Source organism: Kitasatospora sp. NPDC004669, assembly GCF_040609455.1.
GTDB lineage: Bacteria > Actinomycetota > Actinomycetes > Streptomycetales > Streptomycetaceae > Kitasatospora.
In genome coordinates this window covers 18,549-33,089 of record NZ_JBEXKB010000008.1, presented here as the reverse complement: position 1 = coordinate 33,089, position 14,541 = coordinate 18,549, and the positions used below count along the sequence as shown (strand labels likewise).

Here is a 14,541-nt window from a genome sequence, read left to right as displayed (position 1 = left end):
CTGTCATCGGTTACTTGGGCGCGTCCACGCCCGCCGCCTTGGCGATGTCGACGAGCATCGCGTCCGCGGCCTGGACGCCGATGCCGGACATCCAGGTCTCGTCCGGAACGTTGAACACCTTGCTGTTCTTGACGGCGTTCAGGCCCTGCCAGACCGGGGTCTGCTGGACCTCGCTCTCCTTGGTCTTGGTGGGGTCGTCGGCGGTGGTGACGAACACCAGGTCGGCGTCGGCCTGGCTGATCTGCTCGGCGCTGACCTCGATGATGTTCTTGTCCACGTCCTGAGAGGCCGGACGGGCCAGGCCCACGTCCTTGAGCACCACACCGCTGTAGGAGGCCTTGGCGTACAGGCGGGTCGGGCCGGCCACGAAGCGCACCACCGAGGCGGTCGGCATCGCCCCGTTGTACTTCGCCTTGATCGCCTCGCCCAGCTTGTGCGCCCGCTCCTCGTAGTCGGCCAGCGCCTTCTTCGCCTCGTCCTCCTTGCCGAGCGCCTGGGCGTACAGCGCCAGGTTCTCCTTCCACGGGAACCCGGTGGTCTCGGCCAACACGGTCGGCGCGATCGCGTTCAGCTGGTCGTACACCTTGGCGTGGCGGACCTTGGAGGACAGGATCAGATCGGGCTTGAGGGAGGCGATCAGTTCGAGGTTCGGCTCGTTCATCGGGCCGACGTCCTTGGTGTCCTTGATCTTGTCCTTGAGGTAGTTGGGGAACCCGCCCTCGGTCTTCATGTGCGGGGACACCGCGCCGACCGGCGTGATGCCGAGCAGCGTGACGTCGTCCAGCTCGCCGCTGTCCAGCACCACCACGCGCTTGGGCTGGGACTTGATCTCGGCGGTCCCGGCGGCGTGCTTGACGCTGCGCGGGAACCCGGCGGCGGTGCCGGCCGAGGCGGCGGACACGGAGTCGCCGGACTTGGCGGCGTCCCCGTTGCTGCCGCAGGCGGCGAGGAGCGTGGCGGAGAGCGTGACGGCGAGGACGGCGACGGGAAGTCGGCGGTTCATGGGGGTTCCTTGGGTCGGGTCGAACACGGGGGGAGTTCAGGCGGTGGCGGTGGCGGTGGCGGTGGCGGTGGCGGCCCGGCTGCGCGCCCTGGGCACGACCAGCGGGGTTCCGGTCTCCGGGTCGGGCACCACCCGGCACGGCACGCCGAACACGGACTCCACCAGCTCGGCCGTCAGCACCTCGGCGGGCGGACCGGCCGCAGCGAGCCGTCCGTCCTTGAGCACCACCAGATGGTCGGCGTACCGGGCGGCCTGCCCGAGGTCGTGCAGCACCATGACCACGGTGCGCCCGGCCTCGGCGTGCAGGTCGGCGACCAGGTCGAGCACGTCGAGCTGGTGCCGCAGGTCGAGGAAGGTGGTCGGCTCGTCGAGCAGCAGCAGGTCGGTCTCCTGGGCGAGCGCCAGCGCGATCCACACTCGCTGGCGCTGCCCGCCGGAGAGCCGGTCGACCTGCCGGTCGCGCAGCTCGGCGGTGCCGGTGCGCTCCAACGCCTCTTCGACCGCCGCCTGGTCGGCCTTGGACCACGGGCTGAGCATCCGCTGGTGCGGGTAGCGCCCCAGCCGCACCAGCGCCTCGACGGTGACCGCCTCGGGCGTGACCGGCTGCTGGGGCAGCAGGCCCATCCGCTTGGCGAGCGTCCGCGCTGGCATCCGATGGATGTCGGCGCCGTCCAGGGTGACGGTGCCGGTGGCCGGGTCGAGCAGCCGGATCAGTCCGCGCAGCAGGGTGGACTTGCCGCAGGCGTTCGGTCCGACGATCGCGGTGACGGCGCCGCCGGGCAGTTCGAGGTCGAGCCCGTCGACGATGGTCCGGTCGCCGTAGCGCAGTCCGAGGCCGTGGGCGGCGAGCCGGTTGGCGCCGACCTGATCGGTGGCGGCTTGATCGGGGGCGACCTGGTTGGTGGCCGAGCTGGTCATCAGCTGCTCCTCTGGGGAAGCCGGCTCTGGCGGATCATCAGCACCAGGAGCCAGGGCGCGCCGAGGGTGGCGGTGACGGCACCGACCGGCAGGCCGTGGACGGGGATCACGTGCAGCACCAGGAGGTCGGCCGAGAGCAGCAGCACGGCGCCGGTGAGCGCAGTGAGGCCGAGCGTGCCGAGGGTGGGCGGTCCGGCGAGCAGTCGGACCAGGTGCGGGACGGCGAGCGCGACGAAGGCGACCGGCCCGGTGAGGGCGGCGGCCAGCGAGGCGAGCGTGATGGTGAGCAGCAGCAGCCAGAGCCGGTCCCGGGCGGGGTTGAGGCCGAGCCCGCCGGCCGAGTCGTCGCCGAGGTCGAGGACGGCGACCCGCCGCTGGCAGAGCAGCACGGCCCCGGCGGTCAGCGCGATGGCAGTGCCGCCGATCCACACCTCGGTCCAGTTGCGTCCGTACAGCGAGCCGGTGGTCCACTGCATCGCGGAGGAGGCCAGCTCGGCCGGGAACCGCACGATCATCAGGTTCACGGCGGCGGCCAAGCCCTGCTGGACCGCCAGGCCGACCAGTGCCAGTCGGGTGACGGCCATCTTCGAGCGCCAGGCGAAGCCGCCGAGCAGCAGCGCCGCCAGCAGCCCGCCGCCGACCGCGGCCACCGGGATCAGCTGCTGGGAGGCGCCGGTGGCGAGCATCAGCACGGCGCCGAAGGAGGCGCCGCCGGTGATGCCGATGGTGTCGGGCGCGGCCAGTGGGTTGCGGAACAGCCGCTGGAGCATGGAGCCGGCCATCGCCAGCCCGGCGCCCGCGATCAGGGCGGACACCACGCGTGGCGCACGGAACTGCTGCACCACCAGGACGTTCCCGGGTTCGCCCTGCCCGACCAGGGCACGCAGCGCGTCCCAGGAGGAGATGCTCACCTGGCCGGTGCCGAGCGCGATGCCGGTCAGCAGCACCAGCAGGGCGAGGGCCACCAGCGACCAGGCGGCGGTACGGGCCCGGCGGCGGGCGATGGCGCCCAACGGGACGGCGAGCGCGGTCATGCGCCCACCTCGCTTCGCTCGGCAGAGGCTTCGCGCAACGCGCACCTCTCGATGGCTCGCTCGCTTCGCTCGCTCATGCGCCCACCTCGCTCGCTCACTTGGTCACCTTCCGGGCCAGCACCGCGAGCAGCGGGGCGCCGAGGAAGGCGGTCACGATGCCGACCTCGATCTCCGAGGGGCGCACGACGAGCCGGCCGAGCACATCGGCGGTGAGCAGCAGCAGCGGACCGGCGATCAGGCAGCCGGGCAGCAGCCAGCGGTGGTCGTTGCCGAGCAGCGGGCGGACCAGGTGCGGTGCGGCCAGTCCGATGAACGCCACCGGTCCGGCGACGGCGACCGCGCTTCCCGCGAGCAGTACGACGGCCAGTCCGCCGACCACCCGGATCCGGGCCACCGGCACGCCCAGCGACTGCGCGGTCTCGTCACCCAGGGCGAGTGCGTTGAGCGCGGGCGAGACGGCGAAGGCGCCGAGCAGGCCGAGCGCCAGGAACGGCAGCACGGGGGTGAGGGTGTCCAGGTGCCGCCCGGCGATCGAGCCGGCCAGCCAGAACCGGGCTTCGTCCAGGGTGCGGTGACTGGCCAGCATCAGCGCGGAGGTCCAGGAGGTGAGCACCACGGTGAGCACGGTGCCGCCGAGCGCGAGCCGGACCGGGTCGAGGTCCCCGCCGCGCCGGGACATCGCGTACGCGGCGACGGCGGCGACGGCCGCTCCGGCGAAGGCGAACCAGACGTACTCGACCGGGCGGGAGAGGTCCAGGGCGTAGATCGCGGCGACCACGGCGAGGCTCGCGCCGGCGTTGATGCCGAGGGTGATCGGCGAGGCCAGCGGGTTGCGGGTGACGCCCTGGGCGACCGCCCCGGCGACGCCGAGCGCGGCTCCGACGGCCAGTCCGATGAGCGTGCGCGGGACGCGAAGGCCCGTCACCACATCGGCGTCACCGCCGTGGGCGGCGCCGGTGAGGGCGTCGATCACGGTCGACAGCGGGATGGATCGGGAGCCCAGTGCGAGGCTCAGGGACGCACACAGCACGAGCGCGCACACGCCGGCGACCAGCAGCAACGGCCGCTGTACCGCCGAGGAACGAGGCGTCGCCGGGGCTGTGGTGGCGGGCGGGTCGGTTCTCAACACGAGTCGACATCTTAGGTTAGGTTTGCCTAAGTTCGTCAAGATCGACCGGCGGCCCGGGTGGTCCGCTCGACCGTGGCGCGAGGTGGTCGGGTGGCCCGTTGAGGCATTGTAAGGTGAGGCTCACCTTAATCGATCATTCGGAATCGATCACGGGAGTGCCCATGGTCCCCGGAACACCCCTGCCCGTACGCCCCCAGGTGCGACCGTCCGCCCTGGTCGGCGCCTACGAGCGGCTGCGCGAGCTCTGCCCGGTGCTGGAACTGCGCCTGCTCGGCCCCGTCGAGCCCGACCCCTCGGCCGCCGACGGCTGGTACTCCGGCGCCCAACTCGCCACCGACGAACGGGCGCTGGCCGCCGTCCTGGGCGGAGCCGAGGAGCGCATCGCCGCCGAGCACGGCCGCGCGCCCCGCCCGCACGTCACCGCCTCCCGGCTACTCCACCACTACGTCTGGTCGGCCTGCCTGCTCATCGCCGGCCCCTGGCACCTCGCCCGACGGGTCCCCGCCGTCGACCCCGCCGACCTCTGGCTGCACGCCCCCACCGGCCGGCTCGCGCTGCGCCCGGGCGGACACGTCGCCCTCGCCGGCGCTCCCGCCGGGGCCCTCACCGGCGGTCTCCCCGGTCACCTCCCGGGCGATGACGAACTGCGCGCCGAACTGCGGGCCGCCGTGGTCGCCCACCTCGAACCGGTGCTCGCCGCCTTCGCCGGACCGACCCGGCGCCGCGACCGCGCCCTCTGGGGCATGGTCACCGACGACCTCGCCTCGGCCGTCTGGTACCTCGGCCGGATGCTCGGCGCACAGGACGCCGCCCTCGCCGTCGCGGAGGAGGACGCCGTCGCCGCCGCCGACGCCCTACTGCCCGGCGGCACCCTGCCGCTGCCCGGCGCCGCCGACTTCCGCCGGCTGCGCACCTCCGACGGCCGTGAACACCACACCCGCACCAGGCTCGGCTGCTGCCTCTACTACGCGGTCAAGCCGGAGGCCGTCGCCTGCCTGACGTGCCCGCGCACCAGCGACGAGGAGCGGCTGCGCCGACTCTGACGGTCCGTCCACGAGGCCGCCCTACCGCCCGCCGCCGTTCCCGCCCCCGTCCCCCTCGGTCCGGTCCCCGTCCCCCTCGGTCCGGTCCCCGTCCCCTTCGGGCCGGCGCAGCACCGCCACGCCCCGGTCCAGGTCCACCCCGAAGTGCGGAGGCGCCCCGGCCTCCGCGTCGTCCCGGTGCGCCAGCTGCTCCCGCCGCTGCTCGATCTGCACCCGCTTGCCCGGGCTGAACAGCGCGTGCAGCTCGTCCAGGCCACCGCCGCCGCCCACCCCCACCCCGGGCTCGCGCGGCCGGCGGCGCGGTGAGGACTCGCCCCACACCTGGCAGGCCGCCAGCACCACCAGCCCGACCGTCACGGCCACCGCGCACCCTACGCCCACGATCCACCCCATGTCCGCTCAACGCCTCGCCACCGCAACGGCGTTCCCGGGCGGGCGCCGCCGACCTCCCCGGGCCCACCGGATACGCTGTCCACGAACCGTAAGGAGAGCCCTACCGTGACCGTGTGCGGAACCCTCGTGGACATTCCGACGGCGGACGGCACCGCCGACGCCTATCTCACCCACCCCGACGACGGCGAGCCCCACCCCGGTGTCCTGTTCTACATGGACGCCTTCGGGCTCCGGCCCCACCTCAAGGCCATGGCCGACCGGATCGCCGCAGCCGGGTACACCGTCCTCGTCCCCAACGCCTTCTACCGCAACGGCCGCGCGCCGCTGGTCGAGCTGCCCGAGCTGATCGACATCGAGCAGTGCGACGAGATCTTCGACCAGATCGTCCCGTTGCTCGCCACCCTCACCCCGGAGGCCACCGCCGGCGACGCGGACGCCTTCCTGCGGTGGTTCGCCGAGTCCCCGCTGGTCCAGGACGGCCCGATCGGGCTCACCGGCTACTGCCGGGGCGCCGTCCTCGCGCTGCGCACGGCCGCCAGCCATCCGGACCGGATCGCCGTCGTCGCGGGCTTCCACGGCGGCAACCTCGCCACCGGCCGCCCGGACAGCCCCCACCTGGGCGTCCACCGGATCACCGCCGAGCTGTACTTCGGCCACGCCGACCAGGACGAGTCGCTGCCGCCCGAGCAGATCGCCCGGCTCGACAAGGCCCTGACCGCAGCCGGGGTGCGCTACCGGGCGGAGGTCTACTCGGGCGCCCCGCACGGCTACACCCAGGCCGATACCACCCGCTACGACGCGGCCGCCGACGCCCGGCACTGGGAGGCGCTGCTCTCCCTGTTGAAGCGCACCCTGCCCGCGTAGGGCCTGTCTTCGAACTCCCGCCTGCCGGCGACACCGGGGCACGCTCCGCCCCGTTTGTTGGTTCTCGGTTCGCCGGACGGCCGGACGGTGTTTGGGCGCCGGTGCCCCTGGGCAGTCAGCGTCGGGTTCCTGCCGCGCAGGGGCAGGAACCCACGCTGACGGATCCAGGGGGGAACCGAACGTGCAGACCGGGTGGGAAACGCGAGTCGGGCCGGGGGGCCTGAAGGGCGTCCAGGAAGCCATCGTCAAGGTCCTCGCCGAGCGCGCCCCGGCCGAGGTGCGGTCGGGTGAACTCGACCGCGACGGACGGGCGTTGCGCTGGGTGGAGGCCGGCTCGGGCACCGGTGCGCCGGTGGTGCTGATCGCCGGCAGCGGCACTTCCTCGCTCACCTGGGCGCCGGTGCTGCCCGAACTCGCCGAACACGGCCGGGTCGTGGCGTACGACCGGGCCGGGCTCGGCGCCAGCGAGCCCGACCGCGCCCTCGGCCTGACCCTGGAGGCGCAGACCGGGGACCTGGCCGCCCTGCTGCGACACCTGGACGCCGGACCGGCCATCCTGGTCGGGCACAGCTGGGGCGGCCAGCTGGCCCAACTCCTCGCCTGGCAACGGCCGGAGCTGGTGGCCGGCCTGGTGCTGGTGGACCCGGCCCACGAGGAGTTCCGGCCGCCGGCCATCGGCGCCGCCGAGGCGGTGCTGATCCGGCTCTGGCTGCTCCGGACGGTGCTGGTACCGACGGCGGGGCCGGGCGCGGGCGACGCGCTCGCCCGGGCCGAGGCGGCCGTCGTCGCCCATCCGCACCAGCGGCGGACCGTCCTCAGCGAGAACCGGATGACCGGCCTCGGCGTCCCCGAGCTGCGCCGCCGACGCGCCGCCGGGCGGCTGCCCGAGGTGCCGGTGGCCGTGCTGAGCGCGACCGAGGGACTGCCCCGCGCCATGCGCGCCCGCTGGACGGCCCTGCAGTCCCGGATCGCGGCCAACGCCGCCCGAGGCGGCCACATCGTGGTGAACGGTGCCGGACACGCCGTCCACGCCGACAAGCCGCGCGCCGTCATCACGGCCGTCCTGGAGGTGTCCGAGCATGCCCGAAACATCCGGAACGCCTGACGAATCCTCCCAATGTCCGTCCGAACAGCGCCTGCTGGGGTCGCGGCACGCTCTGGCACACTGTGTGCCGACGACCCGCCGGGGCGGGTCATGACACCTGGGGGGACAGGTCGATGAGTAGCACGGGCACCGTGCTCGGCGGGCGGTACACGCTGGTCGAGAGGGTCGGCGGCGGGGGCATGGGCGCGGTCTGGCGGGCCGACGACGAGGTACTGGCCCGGCAGGTCGCGATCAAGATCCTGCGCGCGGACCTGTTCGAGGACGGCACCGCCGTCCAGCGCTTCCGCCGGGAGGCCCAACTGGTGGCCGCGATCGACCATCCCGGCATCGTGGACGTCCACGACTACGGGGAGAGCGGCGGGGACGGCGACGAGCGCTGCGCCTACATCGTGATGGACCTGATCGAGGGCCGTCCGCTGAACCAGGTGCTCAAGGAGAGCGGTCCGATGAGCGCCGAGCGCGCCCTCGGCATGCTCGCCGACGCCCTGGACGCGCTGCACGCCGCGCACCGGCGGGGGATCGTGCACCGGGACATCAAGCCGTCCAACCTGATGGTGGGCCCCGAGGACCGGGTGGTGATCACCGACTTCGGCATCGCCCGGGCGATCGCCAGCACCAAGCTCACCGCCCCGTACGCGATCATCGGCACGGCGGCGTACATGTCCCCCGAGCAGGCCGCGTCCGCGAGCACCGGGCCCGCCTCGGACCTCTACTCGATCGGCGTGGTCTGCTACGAGCTGCTGGTCGGTCAGGTGCCGTACCTGGGCGAGGGGCCGCTACAGGTCGCGCTCAAGCACGTCAACCAGCCGGTGCCGGAGCTGCCGGAGACCTTCCCGGCGGCGGTGCGGGAGCTGGTCGCCAGGGCGCTGGCCAAGAACCCCGACGACCGGTACGAGAGCGCCGCCGAGATGGCGGCGGCGGCCCGGGCGGCGATCGGCGCGCCCGCGGCGCCGTGGAAGCCGGCGGACAGCGGGACGATCGACCTGCGGGCGGCGGGGGCCGGCACGGGCGGTGCGGACCCGGTGGTGAAGGTGGACCCGCAGGCGGACACCGAGCCGGGCAAGCGCCGCTCGCGGCGCACCCTGCTGGTACCGGTCGTCATCCCGATCGTCATCTCGATGGGCACGGCGACCGCCCTGCTGATCGACCGCAGTCCCGGCAACTCCGTTGCGGCCGTGCCGCCCGCCGCCCAGCCGACCGTGGTGGTGACCGTTCCGGCGGCCCAGACCGCCACCACTCCCGCGGCCACCACGACCGCGCCCGCCACCCCACAGCCGACCGACACCCCGTCGGCCACCCCGGCCGCCGACCAGCCGCCGCCCGGCGGACAGCCGAACCAGCAGCAGGTGCCCGTCCAGGTCCCGGGCCAGGGCGGGAACGGCGGCGCGGTGGGCGGCGGAGGCGGCGGCGCCCAGCCGGGCCGGACCAGCGGAGGCGGGGGCGCCAACTCCGGCTCCGGCGGTGGCGGTACGGCGTCCGGTGGATCCGGCGGCGGTCAGGCCGGCCAGCCCACCGGCGGCGGTGGCGGGGGAGGACCGGTCGCCCCGCCGGACCCCAAGCCGCAGCAGCCGAGCCAGACCACCACCGGCGGCAACCCGCCCGCCCCGCAGACCCCCTCCCGGCCCGCGTCCTGCGGCGGTGGCAACTGGAGCACCATCGTCAGCGTCAAGGACGGCCGTCCGATCGGGATGCGCAACGACAACCTGAGCGGCGACAACCCGATGGTGCTCGGCGGCGCCGCGCAGTACGGCTGGGTGCGCTCCATCGACCCGGGCAACTGGACCCTGATCAACGCGTGCAACAACGGCGGCCCGATGCTCGTCCAGACCATGGACGGCAAGGTCGTGCTGAACAACGGGTACAGCTTCCTCACCCGGTGGACGGTCCGCAGCGGCAGCACTGCGGGTTCGTACACCCTGGGCGACTACCAGAACCAGTCCTGCATGACCGACAACGGCCCCGGCAACGAGATCACCATGGTCACCTGCACTCCCGGTAACTCGGCGCAGGAGTGGCGGTTCCAGTGACGGCGGACCGGAGGCGGGCGTATTTAGCAGACGCCCGCTCGGCAGGGCAAGGGGGACCGGTGGCGGGACCTCGCCATCCACATGTCAAGGGTGTGTATGGAAACCTCTACACACTTGTAAAAGCCGATCGATTGATGATCGGAACTGATCGCTTTGCCGAGGGCTGATGGCCATTCAGGTGTCGGCGCAGGCGGTTGGCCGTTGTGCGGGTCCGAACCCGCCGTTCGGCGAGGTGAATTGCCCCGATTTGACTGCCGCTTGACCTGCTTTACCAACTGGCGGGACCTGGCCAATAACTGAGGTAGACCTGTCATTTCACCTATTGGATTGTCATGCTTCTGGTCATCCCCCAGCGGTAGCCCCCACCCCCACCCCTTGGTGGCGAGCCGCTCGACCGCACGGGGTTTCAGCACGTCAGCGCCCGTCCCGCCCCACAGGTGCCGACCCCGGCCCCCGGGACGCGGTGCGACCGCGCCCACACGCGGTTTCCCGGAAGGACTCGTACGTGAAGCGAAAGCTCGCGGCTGTCGCCGTTCTCTCGGCCACGGCCATGTTGACCGGTGTGATCCAGGTGAGCACCTCCGTCGCCCAGGCGTCGCCGGCTGCCCCCTCGCTCCAGGCCCAGGCCGTTCAGCAGCACGCCGCCGTCGTCGCGGTGGCGAAGGGCCAGTCCGGCCCGATCGCCAAGGCGCTCGCGCTCGGCGACCAGGAGAAGCTGGTGGCCAAGGACGCCATCGTCGACAAGGACGGCACCCGGCACCTGCGCTACGAGCGCACCTACGCCGGCCTGCCGGTGATCGGCGGCGACCTGGTCGTGCACCAGAAGGCCGACGGTGCCGTGAAGTCGGTCAACAAGGCGGTCTCCGCCCAGATCACGTTGCCGAGCCTGACCCCGCAGATCCCCGCGGACAAGGCCGCCGACCAGGCCACCGGCGCGGTCAAGTCCACCGTCGGGGTCACCGTCGACTCCGACGAGTCCCCGATCGCCGGCGTCCACCAGACCGGCAAGCCCGAGCTGGTCGTCTGGGCCACCGACGGCAACCCGCGTCTGGCGTACCGGACCACCGTCGAGGGCGTGCGCGCCGACGGCACCCCGAGCAGCCAGATCCTGATCACCGACGCTTCGAGCGGCAAGGTCCTCTCCACCCACGAGAAGATCGAGACCGCGGCCGGCACCGGCAACGGCGTCTTCGTCGGCCAGGTCCAGCTCACCACCAACCAGAACGGCTCGCAGTTCGAGCTCAAGGACACCACGCGCGGTGGCCAGTCCACCACCGACATGAACAACGGGACCTCGGGCAGCGGCTCGTTGTTCGCCAACCCCAACAACAGCTTCGGTGACGGCACCGCCTCCAACCGCGAATCCGCCGCCGTGGACGCCCAGTTCGGTGCCGCCACCACCTGGGACTTCTACAAGAGCACCTTCAGCCGCAACGGCATCCGCAACGACGGTGTCGGCGCCCTCAGCCGGGTGCACTACGGCTCCAACTACGTGAACGCGTTCTGGAGCGACGACTGCTTCTGCATGTCGTACGGCGACGGTAACGGCGACGCCGCCCCGCTGACCGAGATCGACGTGGCCGGCCACGAGATGACCCACGGCGTCACCGCCGCGACGGCCGCGCTCAACTACTCGGGCGAGTCCGGCGGCCTCAACGAGGCCACCTCGGACATCATGGGCACGATGGTCGAGTTCTACGCCAACCTGCCCTCGAACCCGCCGAACTACTGGATCGGCGAGCTGATCAACCTGCGCGGTGACGGCAGCCCGCTGCGCTACATGGACCAGCCGAGCAAGGACGGCCAGTCCGCCGACAACTGGGACCCGAACGTCGGCAACCTGGACGTGCACTACTCGTCGGGTGTGGCGAACCACTTCTTCTACCTGCTGTCCGAGGGCAGCGGCGCGAAGACGATCAACGGGTTCAATTACAACAGCCCGACGGCCGACGGCTCGACGCTCGCGGGCATCGGCCGGGACAAGGCCGCGCAGATCTGGTACCGCGCGCTGACCACGTACTTCACGTCCACCACGGACTACGCGGGCGCCCGTGCGGCGACCCTCAGCGCGGCCTCGGACCTGTACGGCGCGAACAGCACGGAGTACAACGCGGTCGCGGCCACCTGGACCGCGGTCAACGTCAACTGACTCGGGCCTGAACCGGACCGGTCCTGAGTTGGGCAGGGCCGGCCCGGGGCGCGTCAGAGTTGCCCGGCCGCGTGTGGGTGCCTGTCGGCCGGGCTGACGGCGGGGGCGACGGTGTGCGGACCACCGTGGTCCCCGCCGTCGCGTGTCTCCGGTGGGGCCGGATCAGCCGAGGTCCTGGGCCACCTCCCACACATGGCCGGCCGGGTCGGCGAAGGCCGCCGTCCGCCGACCCCACGGCCGGTCCACCGGGCCGTTGAGCAATGTGACGCCGCGCTCGGTCAGTCGGGCGCAGACCGCGTCCACGTCCGGCACCCGGACGGTGAGCGGCGCCCGCACCCCCGTGGCGGGCGCCGCCACCGCCGCCGGTGCCACCAGCTCCGGCGCCTGCTCCGCCGCCAGCAGGTTGACCAGCAGGTTCCGCAGCCGGAGGACGGCCGAGGCGTCGTCCTCGTGGACCACCGGGAGGCCGAAGATCTCCTGGTAGAAGGCCTTCGCGGCGGGGACGTCCGCCACGAAGAGCGTGATGACTTCCAGTTCGTCCGGTCGCGTGTCCATGGCCGTCCTCCGGGTCGTCGCATATGCACGACGAGGGTGGCACGCGGGACTGACAGTGCGTCAGTGCGTGCCGGGGCCGGAGTGGCGCTCCTGGGCCGCGAGGACGGCGTCGCCGTGGACGGCGGCCCAGGCGCCGAGCGCGCGGATCGGGCCGATCAGGGCGGTGCCGGCCACGGTGAGGGTGTAGTCGACGCGAGGCGGGGCCTCGGCGTAACGGCGGTGCTCCACCAGGCCGTTGTACTCCAGTCGACGCAGGGTCTCGTTGAGCACCTTGGGGCTGATCCCGCCGATCCGGTCCAGCAGGGCTCGGGGGCGCATCGGCCCGCGCTCGCCGAGGACGTACACCACCACGCTGTCCCAGCGGTTGGCGATCACCTCGAAGGCCAGCCGGGCGCGGCAGTCCGCGGCGAACACGCCGCCGCCCAGGTCCTCGTCCGTCCCGTCCTCGGCGTCGCCCCGGTCCTCGCTCCTCATGTTCCCATCCTGCCCGATCCGTTGCGTACCGGGCGGTGTGCGTCGGCCCGGCTAGCGTCCGGGGCAAGGCGGTTCGCGGAGGGCGGCCGCCGGTGACGGGCAGTGCGAATGCGAGGGATGGACCATGCGGATCGGCATTCTCGGTACGGGCGCGATGGCGGCGGCGCTGGGCGGGGCCTGGGTGCGGGCCGGACACGAGGTTCTGGTGGGCGGGCGCGACGTGGCGGCGGCTCGGCGACTCTCCGTTTCGGTCGGTGCGCTGGGTGGTGGTGAGTTGGCGGAGGCGGCGCGGTTCGGGCAGGCCGTGCTGGTCGCGGTGCCGGCGGAGGCGGCCGTTCCGGTGGTCGTGTCGCTGGTGGGCGAACTGGCCGGTCGGACCCTGCTGGACTGCACGGTGCCGATGGCCCCCGGTGCGGGCGGGCCGGTGCTGACCACGGCGGGGGCCGAGGACTCCATCGCCCGGCGGCTGGCCTCGGCGGCGCCGGCCGCACGGGTGGCCAAGGTGTTCGGGATCTGCCACGAGAGCATCTGGACCCTGTCGCGGCCGGACTTCGAGGGGGCTTCGCTCGGTGTTCCGTACTGCGCGGACGATCCGGCGGCGGGTGCCGTGGCCGCCGAGCTGGTGGCCTCGATGGGGTGCGCGCCCGTGGACTGCGGCGGCCTGGACCGGGCCGGGCTGCTGGAGGCGACGGCCGTGTTCGCGGTGGGCGTCTGGTGGTCGGGCGGCGAGGCACGGCACGTCTTCCCGTCGCCGGCTCTGGCGCCGGGGGCGTTGGACGACGACGAGTAGGGGCGAACAGATGACAGCAAACAGATGACAGCTAACGGATGACAGATTTCAACATCTGTCATTCGTTAGCTGTCGCACCAGATCCCCCCGCATCTGGTCCAGGACCAGCTCCAGCTGAGGGGTCGGGTCATCGGCGGCTCCTCCAACGGGCGGGCCGCTCCGACGGGCGGATCGCTCCCGACGGGCGGACGGGGCGCGGGAATCCCTGCCCGCCTGGCGGGCTCGCTACGCCTCGGAGCCGTACTCCCGTCGCTGGCGCAGCAGTTCGGCGTACTCGGCCTTCACCAGTCGGTCCATCGCCAGCGTGAACTGGGCGTCGGCGACCGTACGGGCGAGCGGCCGGACCCGCAGGATGCGCTCGGTGAGCCGGGCCGCCTCGCCGGGCGCCAGCGGGGTCTCGCCGGAGAGCGCGCTGAGCAGGTACGCGCTGACCACCTCGATGAAGATCTCGGCGATGGCGTCGACGTGCTCCCGGGTGCGTCGGCTGGCGTCCAGCACCGCGGAGAGCGGCACGCCCTCCGTGACCAGCTCGGTGGTGGCGTCCATCAGCCGACGGCTGACGTGGGTGATCCCGTCCTCCTCGACCGTGATGTAGCCCTGGGCGATCGACTCGGCGGTGTTCTCCTCGGTGAGCTGGTCCCCGAAGGCGGTCTTCAGTTCCTCCCAGCCCAGGCGCACCGGGGTTTCGTCCGACCAGGGTGCGACGATCGCCGCCTCCAGCCCGATCAGCTCGGCGACGTCCCGCCCGCTCTCCCCGGCGCCGATCAGTTCGGCGATCCCGCCCAGGGTGTGGCCGCGTTCGAGTAGTTCGCCGATCATTCGCAGCCGGGACAGGTGCTCCTCGCCGTACCAGGCGATCCGACCCTCCTTGCGGGGCGGCTGGAGCAGTTTGCGCTCGCGGTAGAAGCGCAGCGTGCGGGTGGTGATCCCGGCCGCTTCGGCCAGTTCCTCCACCCGGTACTCGCGCTTTTTGTCGTCCGCAGCAGCTCTGACCTTGTCCACGGCGATCAGCATAGGTCCGTGGCGTCGACTGGGGATCCTTCGGGATCCTTCGGGA

At 72.7% G+C, this 14,541-nt stretch carries 14 protein-coding genes; 6 read left to right on the top strand and 8 right to left on the bottom strand.

Annotated features, from left to right (window positions below; genetic code table 11):
* Nucleotides 1–10 precede the first annotated feature (10 nt).
* From ABZW30_RS09145 to ABZW30_RS09130, 4 genes are all read right to left on the bottom strand, one after another.
* On the bottom strand, nucleotides 11–1,003 hold the full coding sequence (locus tag ABZW30_RS09145; RefSeq protein ID WP_355670394.1) for an iron-siderophore ABC transporter substrate-binding protein: 993 nt from the start codon (nucleotides 1,001–1,003) through the stop codon (nucleotides 11–13).
* 36 nt (nucleotides 1,004–1,039) lie between these two features.
* The gene (locus ABZW30_RS09140; protein WP_355670393.1) at nucleotides 1,040–1,921 is read right to left on the bottom strand and encodes an ABC transporter ATP-binding protein; all 882 of its coding nucleotides are present in this window, start codon (nucleotides 1,919–1,921) and stop codon (nucleotides 1,040–1,042) included.
* Nucleotides 1,921–2,955, bottom strand: a complete 1,035-nt coding sequence (locus ABZW30_RS09135) for an iron ABC transporter permease (RefSeq protein WP_355670392.1) — start codon at nucleotides 2,953–2,955, stop codon at nucleotides 1,921–1,923. The genes ABZW30_RS09140 and ABZW30_RS09135 overlap by 1 nt, the downstream gene beginning before the upstream one ends.
* 94 nt (nucleotides 2,956–3,049) lie before the next feature.
* Entirely contained in the window at nucleotides 3,050–4,015 is a 966-nt protein-coding gene (locus ABZW30_RS09130) for an iron ABC transporter permease (RefSeq protein WP_355670539.1), read from the bottom strand.
* Between the two features lie 230 nt (nucleotides 4,016–4,245).
* On the opposite strand from ABZW30_RS09130, the gene ABZW30_RS09125 reads away from it, so the two are divergent.
* Nucleotides 4,246–5,127 (top strand): (2Fe-2S)-binding protein, encoded by an 882-nt coding sequence (locus tag ABZW30_RS09125; protein WP_355670391.1) that lies wholly within the window; start codon nucleotides 4,246–4,248, stop codon nucleotides 5,125–5,127.
* Between the two features lie 21 nt (nucleotides 5,128–5,148).
* Here ABZW30_RS09125 and ABZW30_RS09120 read toward each other — a convergent pair whose 3' ends face one another.
* A complete protein-coding gene (locus ABZW30_RS09120; RefSeq protein ID WP_355670390.1) occupies nucleotides 5,149–5,520 on the bottom strand; it encodes a DUF6191 domain-containing protein in 372 nt (123 codons plus the stop codon).
* Between the two features lie 105 nt (nucleotides 5,521–5,625).
* Between ABZW30_RS09120 and ABZW30_RS09115 the strand changes: the two genes are divergently transcribed.
* From ABZW30_RS09115 to ABZW30_RS09100, 4 genes are all read left to right on the top strand, one after another.
* Nucleotides 5,626–6,384: a dienelactone hydrolase family protein gene (locus ABZW30_RS09115; RefSeq protein WP_355670389.1), complete on the top strand. Its 759-nt coding sequence runs from the start codon at nucleotides 5,626–5,628 to the stop codon at nucleotides 6,382–6,384.
* 181 nt (nucleotides 6,385–6,565) lie between these two features.
* Nucleotides 6,566–7,489 (top strand): alpha/beta hydrolase, encoded by a 924-nt coding sequence (locus ABZW30_RS09110; RefSeq protein WP_355670388.1) that lies wholly within the window; start codon nucleotides 6,566–6,568, stop codon nucleotides 7,487–7,489.
* A gap of 113 nt (nucleotides 7,490–7,602) precedes the next feature.
* Entirely contained in the window at nucleotides 7,603–9,516 is a 1,914-nt protein-coding gene (locus ABZW30_RS09105; protein ID WP_355670387.1) for a serine/threonine-protein kinase, read from the top strand.
* A gap of 505 nt (nucleotides 9,517–10,021) precedes the next feature.
* On the top strand, nucleotides 10,022–11,665 hold the full coding sequence (locus tag ABZW30_RS09100; protein WP_355670386.1) for a M4 family metallopeptidase: 1,644 nt from the start codon (nucleotides 10,022–10,024) through the stop codon (nucleotides 11,663–11,665).
* Nucleotides 11,666–11,827: 162 nt separating this feature from the next.
* Here ABZW30_RS09100 and ABZW30_RS09095 read toward each other — a convergent pair whose 3' ends face one another.
* Nucleotides 11,828–12,220 carry a VOC family protein gene (locus tag ABZW30_RS09095; protein ID WP_355670385.1) on the bottom strand — a complete coding sequence of 131 codons (393 nt, stop codon included), beginning with the start codon at nucleotides 12,218–12,220 and terminating at the stop codon, nucleotides 11,828–11,830.
* 60 nt (nucleotides 12,221–12,280) lie between these two features.
* The gene (locus ABZW30_RS09090; RefSeq protein WP_355670384.1) at nucleotides 12,281–12,694 is read right to left on the bottom strand and encodes a helix-turn-helix domain-containing protein; all 414 of its coding nucleotides are present in this window, start codon (nucleotides 12,692–12,694) and stop codon (nucleotides 12,281–12,283) included.
* A gap of 124 nt (nucleotides 12,695–12,818) precedes the next feature.
* Here ABZW30_RS09090 and ABZW30_RS09085 point away from each other — a divergent pair, with 124 nt between their 5' ends.
* Nucleotides 12,819–13,484, top strand: a complete 666-nt coding sequence (locus ABZW30_RS09085) for an NAD(P)-binding domain-containing protein (RefSeq protein ID WP_355670383.1) — start codon at nucleotides 12,819–12,821, stop codon at nucleotides 13,482–13,484.
* Nucleotides 13,485–13,709: 225 nt separating this feature from the next.
* On the opposite strand, the gene ABZW30_RS09080 is transcribed toward ABZW30_RS09085, so the two are convergent.
* On the bottom strand, nucleotides 13,710–14,486 hold the full coding sequence (locus ABZW30_RS09080; protein ID WP_355670382.1) for a MerR family transcriptional regulator: 777 nt from the start codon (nucleotides 14,484–14,486) through the stop codon (nucleotides 13,710–13,712).
* Nucleotides 14,487–14,541 lie beyond the last annotated feature (55 nt).

Coding starts and splice junctions, on each gene's coding strand:
- ABZW30_RS09105 (WP_355670387.1), top strand. CDS start 7,603: ATGAGTAGCACGGGCACCGTGCTCGGCGGGCGGTACACGCTGGTCGAG.
- ABZW30_RS09085 (WP_355670383.1), top strand. CDS start 12,819: ATGCGGATCGGCATTCTCGGTACGGGCGCGATGGCGGCGGCGCTGGGC.
- ABZW30_RS09090 (WP_355670384.1), bottom strand. CDS start 12,694: ATGAGGAGCGAGGACCGGGGCGACGCCGAGGACGGGACGGACGAGGAC.
- ABZW30_RS09140 (WP_355670393.1), bottom strand. CDS start 1,921: ATGACCAGCTCGGCCACCAACCAGGTCGCCCCCGATCAAGCCGCCACC.
- ABZW30_RS09120 (WP_355670390.1), bottom strand. CDS start 5,520: ATGGGGTGGATCGTGGGCGTAGGGTGCGCGGTGGCCGTGACGGTCGGG.
- ABZW30_RS09125 (WP_355670391.1), top strand. CDS start 4,246: ATGGTCCCCGGAACACCCCTGCCCGTACGCCCCCAGGTGCGACCGTCC.
- ABZW30_RS09095 (WP_355670385.1), bottom strand. CDS start 12,220: ATGGACACGCGACCGGACGAACTGGAAGTCATCACGCTCTTCGTGGCG.
- ABZW30_RS09135 (WP_355670392.1), bottom strand. CDS start 2,955: ATGACCGCGCTCGCCGTCCCGTTGGGCGCCATCGCCCGCCGCCGGGCC.
- ABZW30_RS09145 (WP_355670394.1), bottom strand. CDS start 1,003: ATGAACCGCCGACTTCCCGTCGCCGTCCTCGCCGTCACGCTCTCCGCC.